The 16,584-nt window shown below is 65.6% G+C and carries 14 protein-coding genes and 1 other annotated feature; of the genes, 3 read left to right on the plus strand and 11 right to left on the minus strand.

From position 1 onward, the window contains the following. Positions 1-203: 203 nt before the first annotated feature. Positions 204-458 (minus strand): DUF2188 domain-containing protein, encoded by a 255-nt coding sequence (locus tag VSX60_RS02675; protein WP_327622602.1) that lies wholly within the window; start codon positions 456-458, stop codon positions 204-206. 132 nt (positions 459-590) lie between these two features. Further along, a complete protein-coding gene (locus VSX60_RS02680; protein ID WP_327622603.1) occupies positions 591-1,601 on the minus strand; it encodes a ligase-associated DNA damage response exonuclease in 1,011 nt (336 codons plus the stop codon). Between the two features lie 132 nt (positions 1,602-1,733). On the opposite strand from VSX60_RS02680, the gene VSX60_RS02685 reads away from it, so the two are divergent. Continuing rightward, positions 1,734-2,579 carry a DMT family transporter gene (locus tag VSX60_RS02685; protein ID WP_327622604.1) on the plus strand — a complete coding sequence of 282 codons (846 nt, stop codon included), beginning with the start codon at positions 1,734-1,736 and terminating at the stop codon, positions 2,577-2,579. 37 nt (positions 2,580-2,616) lie between these two features. On the opposite strand, the gene VSX60_RS02690 is transcribed toward VSX60_RS02685, so the two are convergent. Beyond that, positions 2,617-3,606 carry an NAD(P)/FAD-dependent oxidoreductase gene (locus tag VSX60_RS02690; protein ID WP_327622605.1) on the minus strand — a complete coding sequence of 330 codons (990 nt, stop codon included), beginning with the start codon at positions 3,604-3,606 and terminating at the stop codon, positions 2,617-2,619. Positions 3,607-3,754: 148 nt separating this feature from the next. On the opposite strand from VSX60_RS02690, the gene VSX60_RS02695 reads away from it, so the two are divergent. Next, on the plus strand, positions 3,755-6,289 hold the full coding sequence (locus VSX60_RS02695) for a ligase-associated DNA damage response DEXH box helicase (protein ID WP_327622606.1): 2,535 nt from the start codon (positions 3,755-3,757) through the stop codon (positions 6,287-6,289). An 8-nt stretch (positions 6,290-6,297) separates the two neighbouring features. Here the strand turns inward: VSX60_RS02695 and VSX60_RS02700 are convergent, their stop codons facing one another. From VSX60_RS02700 to VSX60_RS02715, 4 genes are all read right to left on the minus strand, one after another. Continuing rightward, complete coding sequence (locus VSX60_RS02700) at positions 6,298-6,597, minus strand: type II toxin-antitoxin system RelE/ParE family toxin (protein WP_327622607.1); 300 nt, start codon at positions 6,595-6,597, stop codon at positions 6,298-6,300. Further along, positions 6,590-6,874: a ribbon-helix-helix domain-containing protein gene (locus tag VSX60_RS02705; protein ID WP_327622608.1), complete on the minus strand. Its 285-nt coding sequence runs from the start codon at positions 6,872-6,874 to the stop codon at positions 6,590-6,592. Before VSX60_RS02705 ends, VSX60_RS02700 begins: the two co-directional genes overlap by 8 nt. Positions 6,875-6,942: 68 nt before the next feature. Further along, positions 6,943-7,791 carry a universal stress protein gene (locus VSX60_RS02710; protein WP_327622609.1) on the minus strand — a complete coding sequence of 283 codons (849 nt, stop codon included), beginning with the start codon at positions 7,789-7,791 and terminating at the stop codon, positions 6,943-6,945. 11 nt (positions 7,792-7,802) lie between these two features. Further along, the gene (locus tag VSX60_RS02715; protein WP_327622610.1) at positions 7,803-9,287 is read right to left on the minus strand and encodes a SulP family inorganic anion transporter; all 1,485 of its coding nucleotides are present in this window, start codon (positions 9,285-9,287) and stop codon (positions 7,803-7,805) included. An 84-nt stretch (positions 9,288-9,371) separates the two neighbouring features. Next, positions 9,372-9,425 (minus strand) — a sequence feature (sul1 is cis-regulatory element that is thought to sense ions involved in sulfur or methionine metabolism; They are found in Alphaproteobacteria). Between the two features lie 140 nt (positions 9,426-9,565). On the opposite strand from VSX60_RS02715, the gene pdeM reads away from it, so the two are divergent. Continuing rightward, positions 9,566-10,285: a ligase-associated DNA damage response endonuclease PdeM gene (gene pdeM / locus VSX60_RS02720; RefSeq protein ID WP_327622611.1), complete on the plus strand. Its 720-nt coding sequence runs from the start codon at positions 9,566-9,568 to the stop codon at positions 10,283-10,285. A gap of 16 nt (positions 10,286-10,301) precedes the next feature. Here the strand turns inward: pdeM and VSX60_RS02725 are convergent, their stop codons facing one another. The 4 genes from VSX60_RS02725 to VSX60_RS02740 form a co-directional block, all read right to left on the minus strand. Further along, positions 10,302-10,817, minus strand: a complete 516-nt coding sequence (locus tag VSX60_RS02725) for a DUF3429 domain-containing protein (RefSeq protein ID WP_327622612.1) — start codon at positions 10,815-10,817, stop codon at positions 10,302-10,304. A gap of 11 nt (positions 10,818-10,828) precedes the next feature. After that, positions 10,829-11,722, minus strand: a complete 894-nt coding sequence (locus tag VSX60_RS02730) for a TIGR02186 family protein (RefSeq protein WP_327622613.1) — start codon at positions 11,720-11,722, stop codon at positions 10,829-10,831. Between the two features lie 2 nt (positions 11,723-11,724). Continuing rightward, positions 11,725-12,648, minus strand: a complete 924-nt coding sequence (locus VSX60_RS02735) for a sulfite exporter TauE/SafE family protein (RefSeq protein WP_327622614.1) — start codon at positions 12,646-12,648, stop codon at positions 11,725-11,727. A 129-nt stretch (positions 12,649-12,777) separates the two neighbouring features. Continuing rightward, positions 12,778-16,530, minus strand: a complete 3,753-nt coding sequence (locus VSX60_RS02740; protein ID WP_327622615.1) for a peptidoglycan-binding protein — start codon at positions 16,528-16,530, stop codon at positions 12,778-12,780. Positions 16,531-16,584 lie beyond the last annotated feature (54 nt).

Consider the following 16,584-nt stretch of genomic DNA (forward strand, 5'->3'; position numbering starts at 1 on the left):
TGCAGACCTCAAACTCCGGAGTTCGCGCTGCGTTCCGTAACGAATGGATAGCCAACCTTCCAATACGATCCGACTGTCGAGAGCCGCGGCGTGGTTCAGAACGAGTGCGCCATCCCCGGCGCGAGAAGCCTCGAATCTTGGGCCGCGCCGGCGCACGAGGCGGGACCTGACCGCCGGGGTAGGGATGGCCGCGGGCTAATCCGTCACTGCGCCCCGGCAGTATCCTCAACGTCGGTTTCCGGACGGTCGTCGCCTTTGGCGATTTCATCGTGCCAGTTTCCGTCGGCGTCCTCGTAGCGGATTCCGATCGTCTCGCCTGCCGCACGCTGCCGCGCCGCGGCGCTCCGAGCGGCAAAGAGCGCCCGATCATGGGTCGGGAAAGTCTCTGAAAGAACATCCTGAACCTTGTAGGCCCAGCCGCCGTCGTGCCGAACAACCTCGTAGTGAACCTGGGTCATGGAACTCCTTCCTGCGTTTCCGGGACTGTCTCATTCGCAAACGTGAGGATACACCGATGCGTTCCTGCATCCACGAACCTCGGCAGATAAAACGCGCACCAGGCTTCGAGCGTCCGGCGTCATCACGCGTCGCTACTCCGCCTCGTCCTCGTAGCCGACCAGATGCAGCGGTCGCGCGCGCAGCTGCCGCAATTCGCACCAGCGAACCAATGCCTCCTCGCGGCCGTGGGTCACCCAGACCTCGTCCGGGGCGATTTCCTCGATCGTTTCGGTCAGTTCGTCCCAATCGCAGTGGTCGGAGATGATCAGCGGCAGTTCGACGCCGCGCTGGCGAGCGCGCTGGCGCACCCGCATCCAGCCGCTGGCGAAGCACGACACCGGATCGGGAAACCGCCGCGCCCATTTGTCGGCAAAGGCCGAGGGTGGCCCAACGATGATGGCGCCGGCGAAATCGCCCTTGCCGCCCCCTTCCACCGTCGCCGGCCGCAATTCGCCAAGGTCGATACCCTCGCTCCGGTAATAGTCGCAGAGCTTTGTCAGCGCGCCATGGATGTAGATCGGCGCATCGTAGCCGGCCTCGCGCAAATGCTTGATGACGCGCTGCGCCTTGCCGAGAGCATAGGCGCCGACGAGATGGGCGCGCTCGGGAAACTGCTCGACTGATTTCAAGAGCTTGGCGACCTCGTCGCGGGTATCGGGATGGCGGAAGACCGGCAGCGCGAAGGTCGCCTCGGTGATGAACACGTCGCAGGCGACCGGCTCGAAGCCGGCGCAGGTGGGGTCCGGCCGACGCTTGTAATCGCCGGAGGCGACGATCCTGAGGCCCTTGTGCTCGACGGCGATCTGCGCCGAACCCAGCACATGGCCGGCGGGATGAAAGCTGACAGACACGTCGCCGATCCGGATCGTCTCGCCAAGCGCAGCGGTCTGACGTTCGGCGCAAAACGCCTCGCCATAGCGCAGCGCCATGATGTCGAGGGTCTGCCGGGTCGCCAGAACGCTGTCGTTTCCCGGCCGCGCGTGATCGGCATGGCCGTGGGTGACCAAGGCGCGAGCGACCGGGCGCACCGGATCGATATAAAAATTGCCGGGCGGGCAATAGAGCCCTTCGGGCGTCGGGTGGAGGAGGTCGTCGGGCTTCATTGTCGACGACAGATAGCGCCGTGAGCGCCGTCAGAAAGCGCCCGGCGGCGGCGCTCGCTGGACGGTGATTGGCGCAGGCCCACGTTTTCCGGCGATAGTGCGCGCCGATCCACCCGATTCGGCAGGCGGCCCATGTCATCGACGTTCTGGCTCACGACGCTTGCGATGATCGCCTTCGCCGGCAATTCGATCCTTGCCCGGCTGGCGCTCGGCGACGGCGCCATCGACGCCGCCGGATATACCGGCGTGCGGCTCGCGTCCGGCGCGGCGGTGCTGGCGCTGCTGCTCGTCAACGCCAACCGCAAGTCAGCTCCGACGGTCCGGCTGCCGGGCGGCTGGCCCTCGGCACTGGCCCTGTTCGTCTACGCCGTGGCGTTTTCCTATGCGTATCTGCAGCTCGGCGCGGCGGTCGGCGCGCTGGTGCTGTTCGCCTCCGTGCAGGCGACGATGATCGCATGGGGCCTGATTCGAGGCGAACGGCCTGGCCTTTCAGAGATCGCCGGACTGACGATCGCCTTCGCCGCTTTCGTCTACTGGATCGCCCCCGCGCTGGTGACGCCGGCTCTCCTCGGAACCGTCCTGATGATCGCCTCGGGCGTCGCCTGGGGCGTCTATTCGCTACGCGGACGCGCGGCCACCGACCCGATGGGCGAGACCGCCGGCAACTTCATCCGCACCGTGCCGCTGGCGATCCCGCTGATCGCGCTCTCCGCGTTCCAGAGCGGCATGACGACCGCCGGAATCGTCATCGCCATCGCCTCCGGCGCGGTTACGTCGGGCTTGGGTTACGTCCTCTGGTATCGGGCGCTGCCCGGCCTGACGGCGACGCGTGCGTCCATCGTGCAGCTCACCGTGCCGGTGATCGCTGCGCTGGGCGGCGTATTGTTTCTCGCCGAGGCGCTGAACCTGCGCTTCGTGCTGGCGGCGACGCTCATTCTCGGCGGTATCGCGCTGGCCCTGCTGGTAAGGAAGCGTTAATCGTCGCCTCCTTCACCCGAGAGCGGGACCGACGGCTCTATCCTGGAGCTGACCTCGTTCGATATTCCGTCGGCTCCTCCTGGGTGGGGAGCGCGCAACGGTTATGGATGTCGGTCGCAGCAATTGCGGCGTGCCCCATGGCGACGACGATCTGGTCGAGCCCGCGCACAACCGCGCCGGCGGCGTAGAGCCCCTCGACGTTCGTGTGGTTGTGTTTATCGACGGTCAACGCCCCGTCTGCGTCATGTTCCGCGCCGAGAGCCACGGCCAGTTCGGATCGCAGCGTCAGCCCCAATGCCGAATAGATGAGATCGAACCGGTGTTCGGCTCCGCTTTCCAACCGTATCGCGGCAATCCGGTCACCCTCGACCCGAAGCTCGCCGATTGGTTCAGTCACGACCTTCACCCCGTGTCGGTTGGCCAATTCCCATTCCTCGCCACCGAGCTCCATCGGGACGCCGAGCGTCAGGAAGGTCACATCACGCGAATAGGTCCGCGCCACGAATGCGGCTTCGCCAAGCCCCCGCGCCCCGCGCCCTATGACGGCGATCGCCTTGTGCTGGGCTTCGTAGCCGTCGCAGATCGGGCAATAGCGCACCAGTCCGCGTCGCACCGCATCGGGCACGTCAGGCAGGTCCGGCTCGATGTCACGGGCGCCGGTCGCGAGCAGAACGTTCCGGGCCGTCACGTCGAAGGACCGACCTTTGGCACCCGGCACGACCTCCACGTGGGCGTGAAAAATACCGTCGTCACGCTTCTCGAGGCGCACGACCTTGCCTTCGGCGATCTCCGCTCCGTAATGGCAAGCGTGCGCGCGCTCGCGCACCAGAATCTCGCGGCCGGTGATGCCTCGTTCGAAGAAGGGAATATTATGGCTAGTCGGTATCCAGGCGGCTCTGGGATCACCCGCGTCCACGATCAGGCTGCGGCGCTTGAAGCGGGCAAGATAGAGCGCCGCCGTCAGGCCCGCCGGGCCTGCTCCGATGACGAGGCAGTCGAGCAAGGTGTCAGAATCGGAGACGGGCATCGCAGGCTTCCTGGTTTATGGCGGAAAAGGGTGATGATCGGGCGGGCGCACCGCGCAAATGGCCACCCGTCCGAGAACGTCAACAGCCGAACCGGCACCGAACCAGCGAGCAGCTGAGGTGCGGGTTTCTGAGGGATCGGTCCGGATCATGACAGCCAGGAGCAAACTCCCGGGCGGCACGCAGCCCGACGGCGCGGCCTCGCTGCCCGAACCGTTCCTCGACTGGTTCGCGCGAAACGGCTGGTCGCCGCGACCGCATCAGCTTGATCTTCTGGGGCGTGCCGAGGCCGGCGCCTCGGTGCTGCTGATCGCGCCGACCGGTGCCGGCAAGACGCTCGCCGGCTTCCTGCCCTCGCTCGTCGACCTCCACCGGCGCGCGCCCACGAAGCCGGGCACGCGGCCGCGCGGCGTCCACACGCTCTACATTTCGCCGCTGAAGGCGCTCGCAACCGACATCCGCCGCAACCTGGAAAGGCCCGTCGCCGAGATCGGCCTCGACGTTTCGCTGGAAACACGCACCGGCGACACCTCGCAGGTGCGCCGCCAGCGCCAGAAGCTGAAGCCGCCGGACATTCTTCTGACCACGCCGGAGCAAGTCGCGCTGCTGCTGGCCGCCAAGGACGCGCGTGGGTTCTTCTCGGATCTTCGCTGTGTGATCTTCGACGAATTGCACTCGCTGGTCACCTCGAAGCGCGGCCATCTCCTGTCGCTCGGTCTGGCGCGATTAAGACAGCTTCGGCCGGACCTTCAGACCATCGGCTTGTCGGCGACGGTCGCCGAGCCCGACAAACTGCGCCGCTGGCTCGTCGCGCAGCCCGCGGACGCCGCCCCGATGGCGGACCTGATCACGGTCGAGGGCGGTGCCAAACCCGACATCACGATCCTCCAATCCGAGGAGCGCGTGCCCTGGCAGGGGCACGGCGCGACCTACGCCATGAAAGAGGTCTACGAGGCGATCCGCGCGCACCGGACAACGCTGTTGTTCGTCAACACCCGCAGCCAGGCGGAGCGGCTGTTCCAGGAACTCTGGCGGATCAACGACGAGACACTGCCGATCGCGTTGCATCACGGCTCGCTCGACGTCGCCCAGCGCCGCAAGGTCGAGGCGGCGATGGCCGCTAACCGGCTGCGCGCCGTCGTCGCGACCTCGACGCTCGATCTCGGTATCGACTGGGGCGATGTCGACCTCGTCGTCCATGTCGGCGCGCCGAAGGGCGCGTCCCGCCTCGCCCAGCGGATCGGCCGTTCGAACCACCGCATGGACGAGCCCTCCAAGGCGATCCTGGTGCCGGCCAACCGCTTCGAGGTGATGGAATGCCAGGCGGCGCTCGACGCCAACTATCTCGGCGCGCAGGACACGCCGCCGCTGAGGGACGGCGCGCTCGACGTGCTCGCCCAGCACGTCCTTGGCATGGCCGTCGCCGAGCCGTTCCGCGCCGATGACCTCTATGGCGAGGTGACGACGGCCGCTCCCTATCGCGATCTCGACCGCGAGACGTTCGACCGGATCGTCGATTTCGTCGCCACCGGCGGCTACGCGCTCAAGGTCTACGAGCGCTACGCCAAGATCAAGCTGACCGAGGATGGCACCTGGCGCATCACACACCCGCGCGTCGCCCAGCAATACCGGATGAACGCCGGCACGATCATCGAGGCGCCGATGCTCGCCGTCCGGCTGATCCGCCGCAAGACGCGGAGCGCGATCGGCCGCGGCGGCCCTGTGCTCGGCAAGATCGAGGAAGGCTTCGTCGAGAGCCTGGCGATCGGCGACACCTTTTCCTTCTCCGGCATGGTCCTGCGCTTCGAGGGCATTCGCGAGAACGAATGCTATGTCTCGAAGACCGTCGCCGAGGACGCCCGGATCCCGGCCTATGCCGGAGCGAAATTCCCGCTGACCACCTATCTGGCCGAACAGGTGCGCGCCATGCTCGCCGACCCGGCCCGCTGGGGCGCGCTTCCCGAGCAGGTGGCGCAATGGCTGGCAATCCAGCAGCGCAAGTCGGTCATTCCCGGGGCGAACGACCTGTTGATCGAGACCTTCCCGAACGGCCAGCGCTTTTTCATGGTGCTCTATCCCTTCGAGGGACGTCTTGCCCACCAGACCCTTGGCATGTTGCTCACCCGCCGGCTGGAGCGGGCACGCGCCAAGCCGCTGGGCTTCGTCGCCACCGACTACGCGGTCTCGATCTGGGGCAAGGGCGATATCGGCGCGATGATCGCCGACCGAAAGCTCTCGCTCGACGCGCTCCTCGACGAAGACATGCTCGGCGACGATCTGGAAGCCTGGATGGCCGATTCCTGGCTGCTCAAACGCACCTTCCGGCAATGCGCGGTGATTTCCGGGCTGATCGAAAAGCGCCATCCGGGCCAAGAGAAGACCGGGCGGCAGATGACCGTTTCGGCCGATCTCATCTACGACGTGCTGCGGGCGCACGAGCCGGACCACATCCTGATGCGGGCGACCTGGGACGATGCGGCGACCGGGCTTCTCGACGTCCGGCGCGTGTCGGACCTTCTCGCCCGGATCAAGCACCACATCGTTCACAAAAATCTCGACCAGGTCTCGCCGCTGGCCGTGCCGATCATGCTGGAGATCGGCCGCGAAAGCGTCATGGGCGAGGCGCGCGACGAGGTCTTCGCCGAGGCGATGGAGGCGGAGCTGGTTCGGGCGGCGCTGGGGTGAGTATTCGGTCAACTCAGATCGATCGAAGGAAGATCGCGAGCTCCGTGGACAATCCGAACAATCTCGACCTTGTCGCTGTCGACTTGGAAAAGCACGAGGAACGGCGGAACCGACAGGACGCGAACGCCCTCCGCGATATCCGGCCGTGCAACGCCCATTTCGGGAAAAAGGGCCAAGCGGATAATTCGCTCACCGATGCGGTCGATTTGTCGGTCGGCGGCAAGCGGGCTGTCCAAGGCGATATGGAGCCAGATTTCGATCAAATCCGCTTCGGCGTGCGGCCTGCGGACGATCCGGCGTTCAGCCATCCGTACCGGGCCGGCGGCGCACGAGGATATCCTGCCCCTTCGCCTTGATCGCGTCTAGATCGAGAAGCTCGGGCTGGCCGCTGGCAAGCCCTTCCTGCCATTTGCGCCGCAGCCGCGTGGCATCGGCGGTCTGCGCGTGGCGCTTGTCCTGCCAATCGCGCAGAGCTTCGTGCATGATCTCGTCGGTGGAGGCGTAATCGCCGCTGGCGACGGCCGTTCGCAGCGCCTCGGCCTCCTCGGCGGGCACGACAATCGATATCTCCTTCACATCGGCCATCACGGCAGCTCCCGTTTGGTCAATCCTAACGGCAGAAGGCGGGACCTGCCAAGCAGGCTTCCCATCGCCTACCTGAACATCAGCACCGGCCGAAGGCAGGCACGGACGATCTCGCTGGTCGTCGAGCCGATCAGGAAGTTGCGGATGCGCGAGTGGCCATAGGCGCCCATGACGATCAGATCGACGTCGTCGCGCTTCACATGGGCGGCGATCACTTCGTCGGGCTCGCCCTTTTCCAGCGTCGCGGTCACGTCGTAGCCGGCCTCGCGAAGGCGCGCGGCCGCGCGGTCCAGCCGCTCGTCGGACGGTTTCGACGACACCATGACGAGTTCGCAGGCCGCGCCCTTCAAAAGCGGGCTGGCGACGAGATGGTCGATCGCCTTCGTCGCACTCGGGCCGCCATCGAAGGCGACGATAAACCGGCGAATCGGCCGAAAGGCGCGCGCGGCGACGAGAACCGGCTTTGTCGAGGCGCGCAGCACCCGCTCCAGATTGGAGCCGAGATGCAGCTTGGCGAAATCCGCCGCCTCGCCGCGCTTGCCGATGATGACGAGATCGGCGTCCTTTTCGAACTCGATCAGCGTGTCGACGACATCGCCGGAGCGCAGCCGCTCCTCGACCGCCGAGACGCCCTTTTCGTTCAGGCGCGCGCCGGCCTCGGCCAGCACCAGACGGCCGCGTTTGCGCGCCAGCTTGCCCTTCTGCTCGTCGAAATCGGCGAGTTCCTTGAGCAGCGTCTCGCGCTCGCCGAGATCGAGATTGCCGGACAGGTCGGCGGGCGCCGAGGGAGTATCCCGACGGCCGATGATATGCATCAGTTCGACCGGGGCGCCGAGCCTGTCGGCGGCCCAGGCAGCGTTGTCGCAGACGCTCTGGGTGTATTGCGAGCCGTCGACCAGCGCGAGAATCTTGCTCATACCGTCCTCCCTCAGTGCCCTGGCAACTCGTCCAGCGCGCCCGGCTTATCATGCACGCCGAGACGATCAACCAGCGTGCTGCTCGCCTCGTTCATGCCGAGCACCTCGACGTCGGTGCCTCCGCGACGGAACTTGATCACCGCCCGGTCGAGCGCGCCGACCCCGGACAGGTCCCAGATATGGGCGCGTCCGACGTCGATGGTCACCTTGTCGACGGCTTCCTTGAAGTCGAACGCAGCGACGAAATCCTCGACCGAGGCGAAGAACACCTGACCCTGGACATGATAGGTCCGGTGCGTCCGATCATCCGACAACTTCGATGTCACAGCGAAGATCTGCGAGACCTTGGAGGCGAAGAAGATGCCCGACAGCATGACGCCGACGAGAACGCCGATGGCCAGATTGTGGGTCCACACGACGGTGATCACGGTGGCGAGCATTACCGCGCTGGAGCGGCGCGGATGGGTTCGCAGATTGACGAAGGAATCCCAGCTGAACGTGCCAATCGACACCATGATCATGATCGAGACAAGCGCCGCCATCGGGATTACCGCCACCCAATCGCCGAGCGCGACGATGAGGAACAAGAGCGTCACGCCCGCGAACAGGCAGGACAGCCTTCCGCGACCGCCGGATTTCACGTTGATGACCGACTGGCCTATCATCGCGCAGCCAGCCATGCCGCCAAAGAAACCGGTGACGGTGTTGGCGATGCCCTGCCCGTAGCATTCGCGGTTCTTGTCGGAGCCTGTGTCGGTCAGATCGTCGACCACGGAGGCGGTCATCAGCGATTCCAGCAGACCGACGATCGCGATCCCGGCCGAATAGGGCAGGATGATGCGCAGCGTCTCCAGCGTCAGCGGAACGTCGGGCATGAAGAAGTAGGGCAGCGTCGAGGGTAATTCGCCCATGTCGCCGACGGTGCGCAGATCGAAGCCGAAGAACAGCGACACGGCGGTCAGCACCACGATGGTGACCAGCGGCGAGGGCACGGCGGTGGTCAGTCGCGGCAGGAGATAGATGATCGCCAGCCCCGCCGCGACCATGACGTAGGTCATCCACGGCACACCGACCAACTCGGGAATCTGGGCGAGGAAGATCAGGATCGCCAGCGCGTTGACGAAACCGGTCATCACCGAGCGCGAGACGAAGCGCATGGCGTCGCCGAGGCGCAACAAGCCAGCGACGAGCTGCAACAGGCCGGCGAGGATCGTCGCGGCGAACAGATATTGCAGGCCGTGATCGGCGACCAGCGTCACCATCAGGACGGCCGTCGCAGCGGTCGCCGCCGAGATCATGCCAGGTCGGCCGCCGAAGATCGCCGTCAGCACGGCGATCGAGAAGGAGGCGTAGAGCCCAACCTTCGGATCGACCCCGGCGATGATCGAAAAAGCGATGGCCTCGGGGATCAAGGCCAGCGCCACGACGAGACCAGAGAGGAGATCGCCACGAACGTTGCCGAACCAGTCGGCATAAAGATTGCGAGTCGAGAACATCGGCTCCGAAGACATCTGGACGCCAAATCGCCGCGGCGGACCGGGCGACGGTGCCGCGGAACGGTTCGGTCAGTGTGGCGTCTGGATTGGCCGGGGGATCGGCGCCCGGCATAGCCACCCGCGCGGAGCGGGTCCTTATGTGCGGTGCACTCATCGCCGATCGCGGCGCTCAAATCAACCCATGCCGTTGCGAGACGCTGCGTCGCCTTGCCTTTGCCCGAATGAATGGTTCGATAGGAACGAAACGCGAATCACCGGACGATGACGGATCACTGCGAATGAATGCGCTAGCGCGGCGGATGCGGCAAACCGAATGCGAGGGGCTGGAAACGACTCTTTCCGGCGCGGCGGTCGTCTGCGACCCGTCCGGCGTCCTTTACGCGCCGTCGGAGCGCCTGCTGGTCGTCTCGGACTTGCATCTGGAAAAGGGCGCGGCCTTTGCTCGCCGGGGCAGTTTTTTGCCGCCTTACGACACCGCCGCTACCTTGGCGCTGCTCGGTTCAGCGCTCGCCCGCTACGACGCGCGGCGGGTCATCTGTCTCGGCGATTCGTTCCATGACCGTCATGGCGCGGCCTTCATGCCGGCCACCTATCGCGAGACTCTCGCCCGCCTGATGGCCGGGCGCGAGTGGATATGGATCACCGGCAACCACGACCCCGAGCCGCCGGCGCGGATCGGCGGCGAAACCCTGGCGGAGATCGCCGTCGGGCCGTGGCTCTTCCGGCACGAGCCGAGCCGGGACTATCGAAGCGGCGAAGTCGCCGGGCATCTGCATCCGATCGCCCGCGTCGCCGGCGCGGGCCGCTCAACGCGCGGCGCGTGCTTTGCCAGCGACGGCAACCGGATGATCCTGCCGTCCTTCGGCGTCACCACCGGCGGGCTCAATGTGCTCGACCGCGCCTTTCACGGCATGTTCGACCTTCGGTTCGCCAAGGCCTACGTGATCGGTCTGGCGCGCATCTACCCGATCGGTTTCCGCGCGCTCTGCCACGGATAAGACGCTCGGATACGCCTCAAAAGGTCGCGGCAAAGGCGACGAGCTGGCACAGAACCACGACGGCGGTGAGGACCAGCCGCAGCCGGCCGAACCAGGGGGGCAGTTCGCGCCGCCGCGCCGCGAGCATGTCCCACGCACCTTGCAGCGCGAACGCCGCCGCGAGACCGGCAAAGATCCAAGGGCTCGGCACGAACAGCAAGATCCAGCCGGCCAGCGACGGCAGTACCGAAAGGATCAGCACGCGGCGCCGATGCGCGTGCGACACCATTCCGATCCCCCAGCGGATGCCGCCGAGAAAGGCGAGGATCGTCGCCGAATAGCCGGAAAACGCCAGGACGAGCATCGGATAAGCGATGAACGACCGGCCGGCATAGGCGAAGATCACCGCCATCAGCACAAAAGGAACCAGTCCGAGGACGCCGAGCGTCCACGCCGTCTTGTGGGAAGCATAGACCGACGCGGTGGAAGCGGAGAGGGTTTCGGCGACCTGTCGCGCCGACCGATCGGGCGTTTCTAAATCTGTGTTCGTCATTGACGAGTAAACTAATCGCGCTTGAAAACGATCCGTCCGAACCATCCGGTGAAGATCGCCAGCGCCACCGCGAACAGCCCATAGAGAAAGCCGTAGCGGGTGGCGAAATCGTCGATCAGGCTCTCGAGACCCGTCTTGACCACGACCAGCGCTTCCGAATCGCCGCGAATGAACACCCCGCTGCGGAACAGATAGGCGCGCACCGTATGCCGGCCGACCGGAAGATCGGCGGGGAGCCGCAGATCGGCGCGAAACAGCGTCGGACTGACGAATTCGACACTGCCGAAGCTCTGGTTGTAGAGGCCGGACTCCATGCGGATCCGGCGTAGCGCGCTCGCATATTGATCCCGGTTGACCACAGGGTCGCCCTCGCCGTCGACAGCGGATTCGCCGATGATCACCTGGCCAACCGGTTCGGTGACTATCGCCGCGCCCACGGTCTCGGGATCGCGGATGTTCAGCCGCAAATCGTCGATCCCAAGGGAAAGGCTGACGCGCAGGCTCTCGCGCGTGATATCGGACAGCGGGCGGGTCGATGCGAGCGCATAGGATTCAGGCGAAGCGTTGAAGGTTTCCGACCCCCGGTTGATCCATATTCCGAGAGTACGCTCCTTCTTGCGCACCACGACCGGCCGGCGCGGACCGACGAGTGCGACGACGATATCGTAGCGTTGTTGCCGCAAGAGACGGGCATCGGCGTTGTCGAGCGCCCCGAAGACCACGAGCCGCGCACCGGTAAAATTCGACGTGATGGCGATCTCGTTGGTCGACAGGCCGATTTCGAAACTTTCCACCTGTTGCGCTCTAGCCGGGACAAGCAGCGCGACAACCGCCGCCAGCGCGGCCGCAATGCAGCCGGACGATGGGCTGAGGCGGTGCGTGCGAGTGCGTTGACGGCCGGTCATCCTCACTCTCCAGTGGGCGAGCTGATGGAATAAAATTCGGTTGGCGTAATCACCAGTTCGAAGCCGAGACGCAGACCGACGGCCAGGACGAGCAGGGCAAGCAGGGCTCGCAGCTGGTCGCCGCGCAGCCGCCGCCCCGCCGCGGCGCCGAATTGCGCCCCGACTACGCCGCCGAGCATGAGGAGGAAGGCCAGCACGATGTCGATGGTGAAATTCGTCGCCGCCTGGAGAACCGTGGTGACAGCGGCCGTGAAAATGATCTGGAACAGCGACGTTCCGATCACGACGTTGGTTGGGACCCGCAAGAGGTAGATCAGCGCCGGCACCATGATGAAACCGCCGCCCACGCCCATGATCGCGGCAAGGATGCCGATCAAAAAGCCGAGGCCCAGCACCGGGATCACCGAGACATAGAGTTTCGAGCGCTGGAACCGCATCTTCAGCGGTAGCCCGTGCACCCAATTGTGCTTGCCCGAGCGACGAAATTCGCCGCTGCCGCCGCCCGATACCCGTCGCATCGACTGGATGCTCTCAACCAGCATGAGCCCGCCGACACCGCCGAGGAAAATGACGTAGAGAAGCGAGACGACCAGATCGAGCTGGCCGATTCGGCGCAGCAGGGTAAACAACGCCACGCCGGCCACCGAGCCGAGGGCGCCGCCGACGAGAAGCACGCCGCCGAGCTTCAGGTCGATCGTCCCGCGCTTGTAATGGGCGAGCGCGCCGGAAAACGACGATGCGATGACCTGATTGGCGCCCGTCGCCACGGCGACCGCGGGCGGCACGTTGTAGAAGATCAGGAGCGGCGTGATCAGAAATCCGCCGCCAACCCCGAACATGCCGGAGAGAAAGCCGACGGCCGCCCCCATCCCGATGAGGACCAGGACATTGACCGAAATTTCCGCAATCGGAAGGTAAAGGTTCACGGCGGGTCGGCTCTTTGCTCGAAGGAGCCAGAAAGACAAACGGGTCCAACCGTCTTGGCCCGAACCCCCGCGCCTGTCAAACGCCGATGTGTGTCAAGGTCAATGGCGCGGCCGTTGACCCTGTGGGCGTTAGCCGTCCTTGCGCGCCAGAAGAGCGCGGATCAGCGCCTCGTTGATGTCGCCGCTGGGCTGTAACCCCGCTTCCTTCTGGAACGACTTGATTGCCTCGGTCGTCTGCGCGCCGGCGATCCCATCGGGAGCCCCGGGTTCATAACCGAGTTTGATCAAGATCGCCTGAATGTTGCGGACGGCCCGGGTCATGTCGATCGAAGACGTTTGGATCGGGTCGTTTTCCTTGTCGGTCCACTCTTTCGGCATCTCGACCGTGTTGACCGTTTCGTCGCGCGGTTTCGGCTTGAAGGTCGCGACCTTCGCTTCGGCCAGTTTGCTCTGCGCCGGCGTCAAGGATTTCTTGATTTCGTCCCGCTTTCGCCCGGCGTCTTCGTCGCCCGCCGCCGCGACGATGGAGAACCATTTGAACGATTCAATGAAATCGACTTCCACGCCAGCGCCACGCGCGTAGAGAATGCCGAGATTGTACTGGCTGTCGGTCATTCCGAACTCGGCGGCGTTCTCGAACCAGCGTGCCGCCAGTTTCGGGTCGGACTTGCCGTCGACACCGGTCGCGTAGAGAACGGCGAGGTTGTGCATGGCGCGCACATTGCCTTGGTTTGCCGCCTTCACATACCAGTCGCGCGCCAAAGAGGTGTCGCGAGTGACGCCGTTGCCTTTCTCGAAAAGTGTGCCGAGACTGTATTGCGCCGGCGCAAAATCGCGTTCGGCCGACGCCATGAACCACCTCGCCGCGGCTTTGGCGTCCGGTTCGTCCTTGCGCCCCTCCATCAAGCGCAACCCGACTTCGAACAACGCTTTCGGGTCACCATCACGGGCCGCGCTAGCGAGTGCCTCATTACCAATGGTTTCCGGCATGGAAGGGATCGCGGAGCCCGCGGCCGGCGCCGTGCCGGCCTGTGCCTCCAGGGAGCGGCTCACCAGCGAATCCTGCATGGCGTCACCACCGGCGGGCGCGCGGGCTTCACCCGCCCCTGCCGGCCCGGCCGGTTCGCTGTTCTCGGCCTGCGATGCGGGCAAAGTGGCGGTCGGCAGGACGAGCCCGTCCGGCATCGTCGACGGCGTCGCGACACCGGATGCCTGCTTCGCTCGCGTATCGTCGCTCGACATATCCGCCGTGGCGGCGACGGAGGCGGCGGGCTTCCCGGTCGGTGCGGACGGCTTGGCCGCGATAATGGACGGTCCGGATTCGTCATCGGAACCCGGAATCGACGTCAGCGCCTGGCCGAGCGGCAAGGCCATGAGCGCCAGAAGCACCGCGCCAATCGCCAAAAGGATCGGCTTGCGGCGACGCGAAATCATGTCGGTGAGGCTGACCTTGCCGGCCGCGGTGTGCGGCTCCGGGCCATCGAGGCTTTCGGCCTCGGCCGCCGCCGCCATGGCCGCGCGGCGGGCGGCGGCGATGAAGTCGGCCTTGCCGTCTGGACCGCCATCCTTCGAACGACCCGCCTGTTGCGCCCGAACCCGCTCGAGCAGCGCCGTGATGTCGGGCGTGCCCGATCCGATCGCCAGCGGCCGGTTGGCTTCCGGTGTATCGAAAATGTCGGCGGCATCCAGAGACGGCGCTTCCATGGCGCTATGGGACGTGGCCTGCTCGCGGGTTTCGACATCGGCGTCGAACAGCATCAGTTCGGGATCGTCGCCCCGCCGTGGGAACCGCGCGGCGGGATCGGCCGTGTTGCTCGCGACCGCGGATTTTCTCCCCTTCAGGGTGCGCGCGAGAACCCCGCGCAGACCTGAAGCCTCGGCGGCCATGGCGGATGTCGCGGCCGCGTCGGTCGGGGCGGCCGGCGGATTTCCGAGGACCACCGGTTCGTCCCGGCGTGTGCGCCCCTTGCCGGTAATCTCGCTCTCGATCTGATCGATGCGCTCGACGAGCTTCAGCAACGTGGAATGCACGGTGCGGAAAAAATCTTCCGATTGCGCGCCGCTGTCTCGCGACAAGGCTTCCAGCGCGCGCAGATCGTCGGAAAGACGGGCGACGTGTTCGCTCTGTCGAAGATCGCCGCTTTCGATCATCTGACGAACCGCCTCGTCGGCGGCCGTGCGTGCCGAGACGATGATATCCTCGCGGTGTTCATCGAGCCGGCGCTCGATGTCGGCGAGACGTTGGTCGAGTTCGGGATCGCCGATCGCCGCCGGCATGCCGTTCTCGCCGATCTTTTGCGACAGCCGCGCGATCTGGGTTTCGAGAGCCTTGACCATCTCCTCGTCGACCCGCGGCGCGGAGACCTCTTCCAGTCGCTCTGCAAGAGACTGCAGGCGGGCTTCCAACGCCAAAGCCTTGACGGGGTCGCCGTCGCCCGCGCTGACGAGAGTTTCAAGCTGCAGCGAGAACCGCTCGATCCGCTCGGCCAATTCCTGCGCCGCATTGTCGCTGGACAGCGCCTCGATCCGATCGGCGAGTTCGCCGATGCGATCCGACAGAACCGTCGAATCGCCGTCTTCGGCGAGTTCGTCGACCCGGGCGGTGAGAGATTGAAGACGTGCCTCGATGCGTTCGACTGGGCTCATGTCGATCGTCGGCGTGCGGTGTGCGGCCGCCATGATCGCACGTGAGATCTCGTCGAGCCGTTCATCGAGCAGGGCGAAGTGATCCAGGTCCAATTCGTCCTGCTGGCGCTTGGCCAGAGTCTCGATGCCGACCGCCAGGGTATGGACCCGCCTTTCCAGCGGCGCGATGGCGAGGGTTTCCGGCAGTTTGGCGAGAGCGGCCTCGAGCTGCTCCATCCGTTCGCCCATCGCTTCGATCTTGCCTTCGATCTCGCGCGAGGCGAATCGGTCCTCGAGTGCGCCCCAGCGTTCCTCGACGGCGCGCATGGACTTTTCGGAGGCGAGCGTCTCGAGCTTCTCGCGCAGATTGTTCATCTCGGTCTTCAGGAGATCCGACAACCCGGCCCCCTCGCCTGCCGCCGGCGCCGCCAGATATCGATCCTCGAACTCGTCCCAGCGGCGCTCGACCGCCTTGACTTGCTCCTCGCTCGCGAGCGTGCCGAGCGATGTGCGCAAACGCTCCAACTCGTCCTTCAACTCGTGCCTGGCCTTGCTGTCATCTTCCGATTGTCCGGCAAGCTTGGTCTCGAACATGTCCCAACGGCGACTGACGGACTGGACGCTCTCCTCGCGCGCCGTGTCACCGACCAGACCGCGGATCGCTTCTAGTTCCTCACGCAGCGAGCGGACCGTCTCGTGATCCACGCCATTGTCGACCATTCGGGTCAGGCCGTTGTCGACCTTGGATATCTCGGCATCGATTCGGTCAGCACTGGCCCGTTCGGCGATCATCTTGCGCAGATCGTCGAAGGCCGCCCGCATGTCGTCGAAACGCGGCTGCAGACTCTGTGTCATGTCGTCGCGGAGTTCCGCACGCAGCCGCTCAAGCTGTTGGGCAAGGTCCGCCATTGCCGCGGAACCTGCGTCGTCGCCCTTGGATACGCCGTACCCCTCGGCCGACGAGCGTTGCCGCGCTGGCCCAGCTTCAGGCTCCCCCGGCTCGCGCTCCAGCATCTTCTGCCGCATCACGATCTGGGACACTGCGTCCGAAAAGGTCGGACGGGCGGCTTTCGTGAGACCGCCGGCCTCCGCCGGGCCGGGCACCGGTGTCTTGCCGCCCGGCCGCTCGCGCTCCTGCTTGGCTGCCGTGACGCGCGAGAGCCGCTGCTCAAGTTCCTCCAGGGTACGGCTGAGCGCATCGAGCGAGGAAGCCTCCTCCGGCTTCCGACCGTTTCCCTGTCTTGTGTGATCGGCCATCTCAGCTTTCCCGGTCGGCTGGAGCCCCGTGATCGGCTCGGTCTCGTCGGCACG

Source organism: Aurantimonas sp. A3-2-R12, from assembly GCF_036016755.1.
Classification (GTDB): Bacteria; Pseudomonadota; Alphaproteobacteria; order Rhizobiales; family Rhizobiaceae; genus Aurantimonas; species Aurantimonas coralicida_A.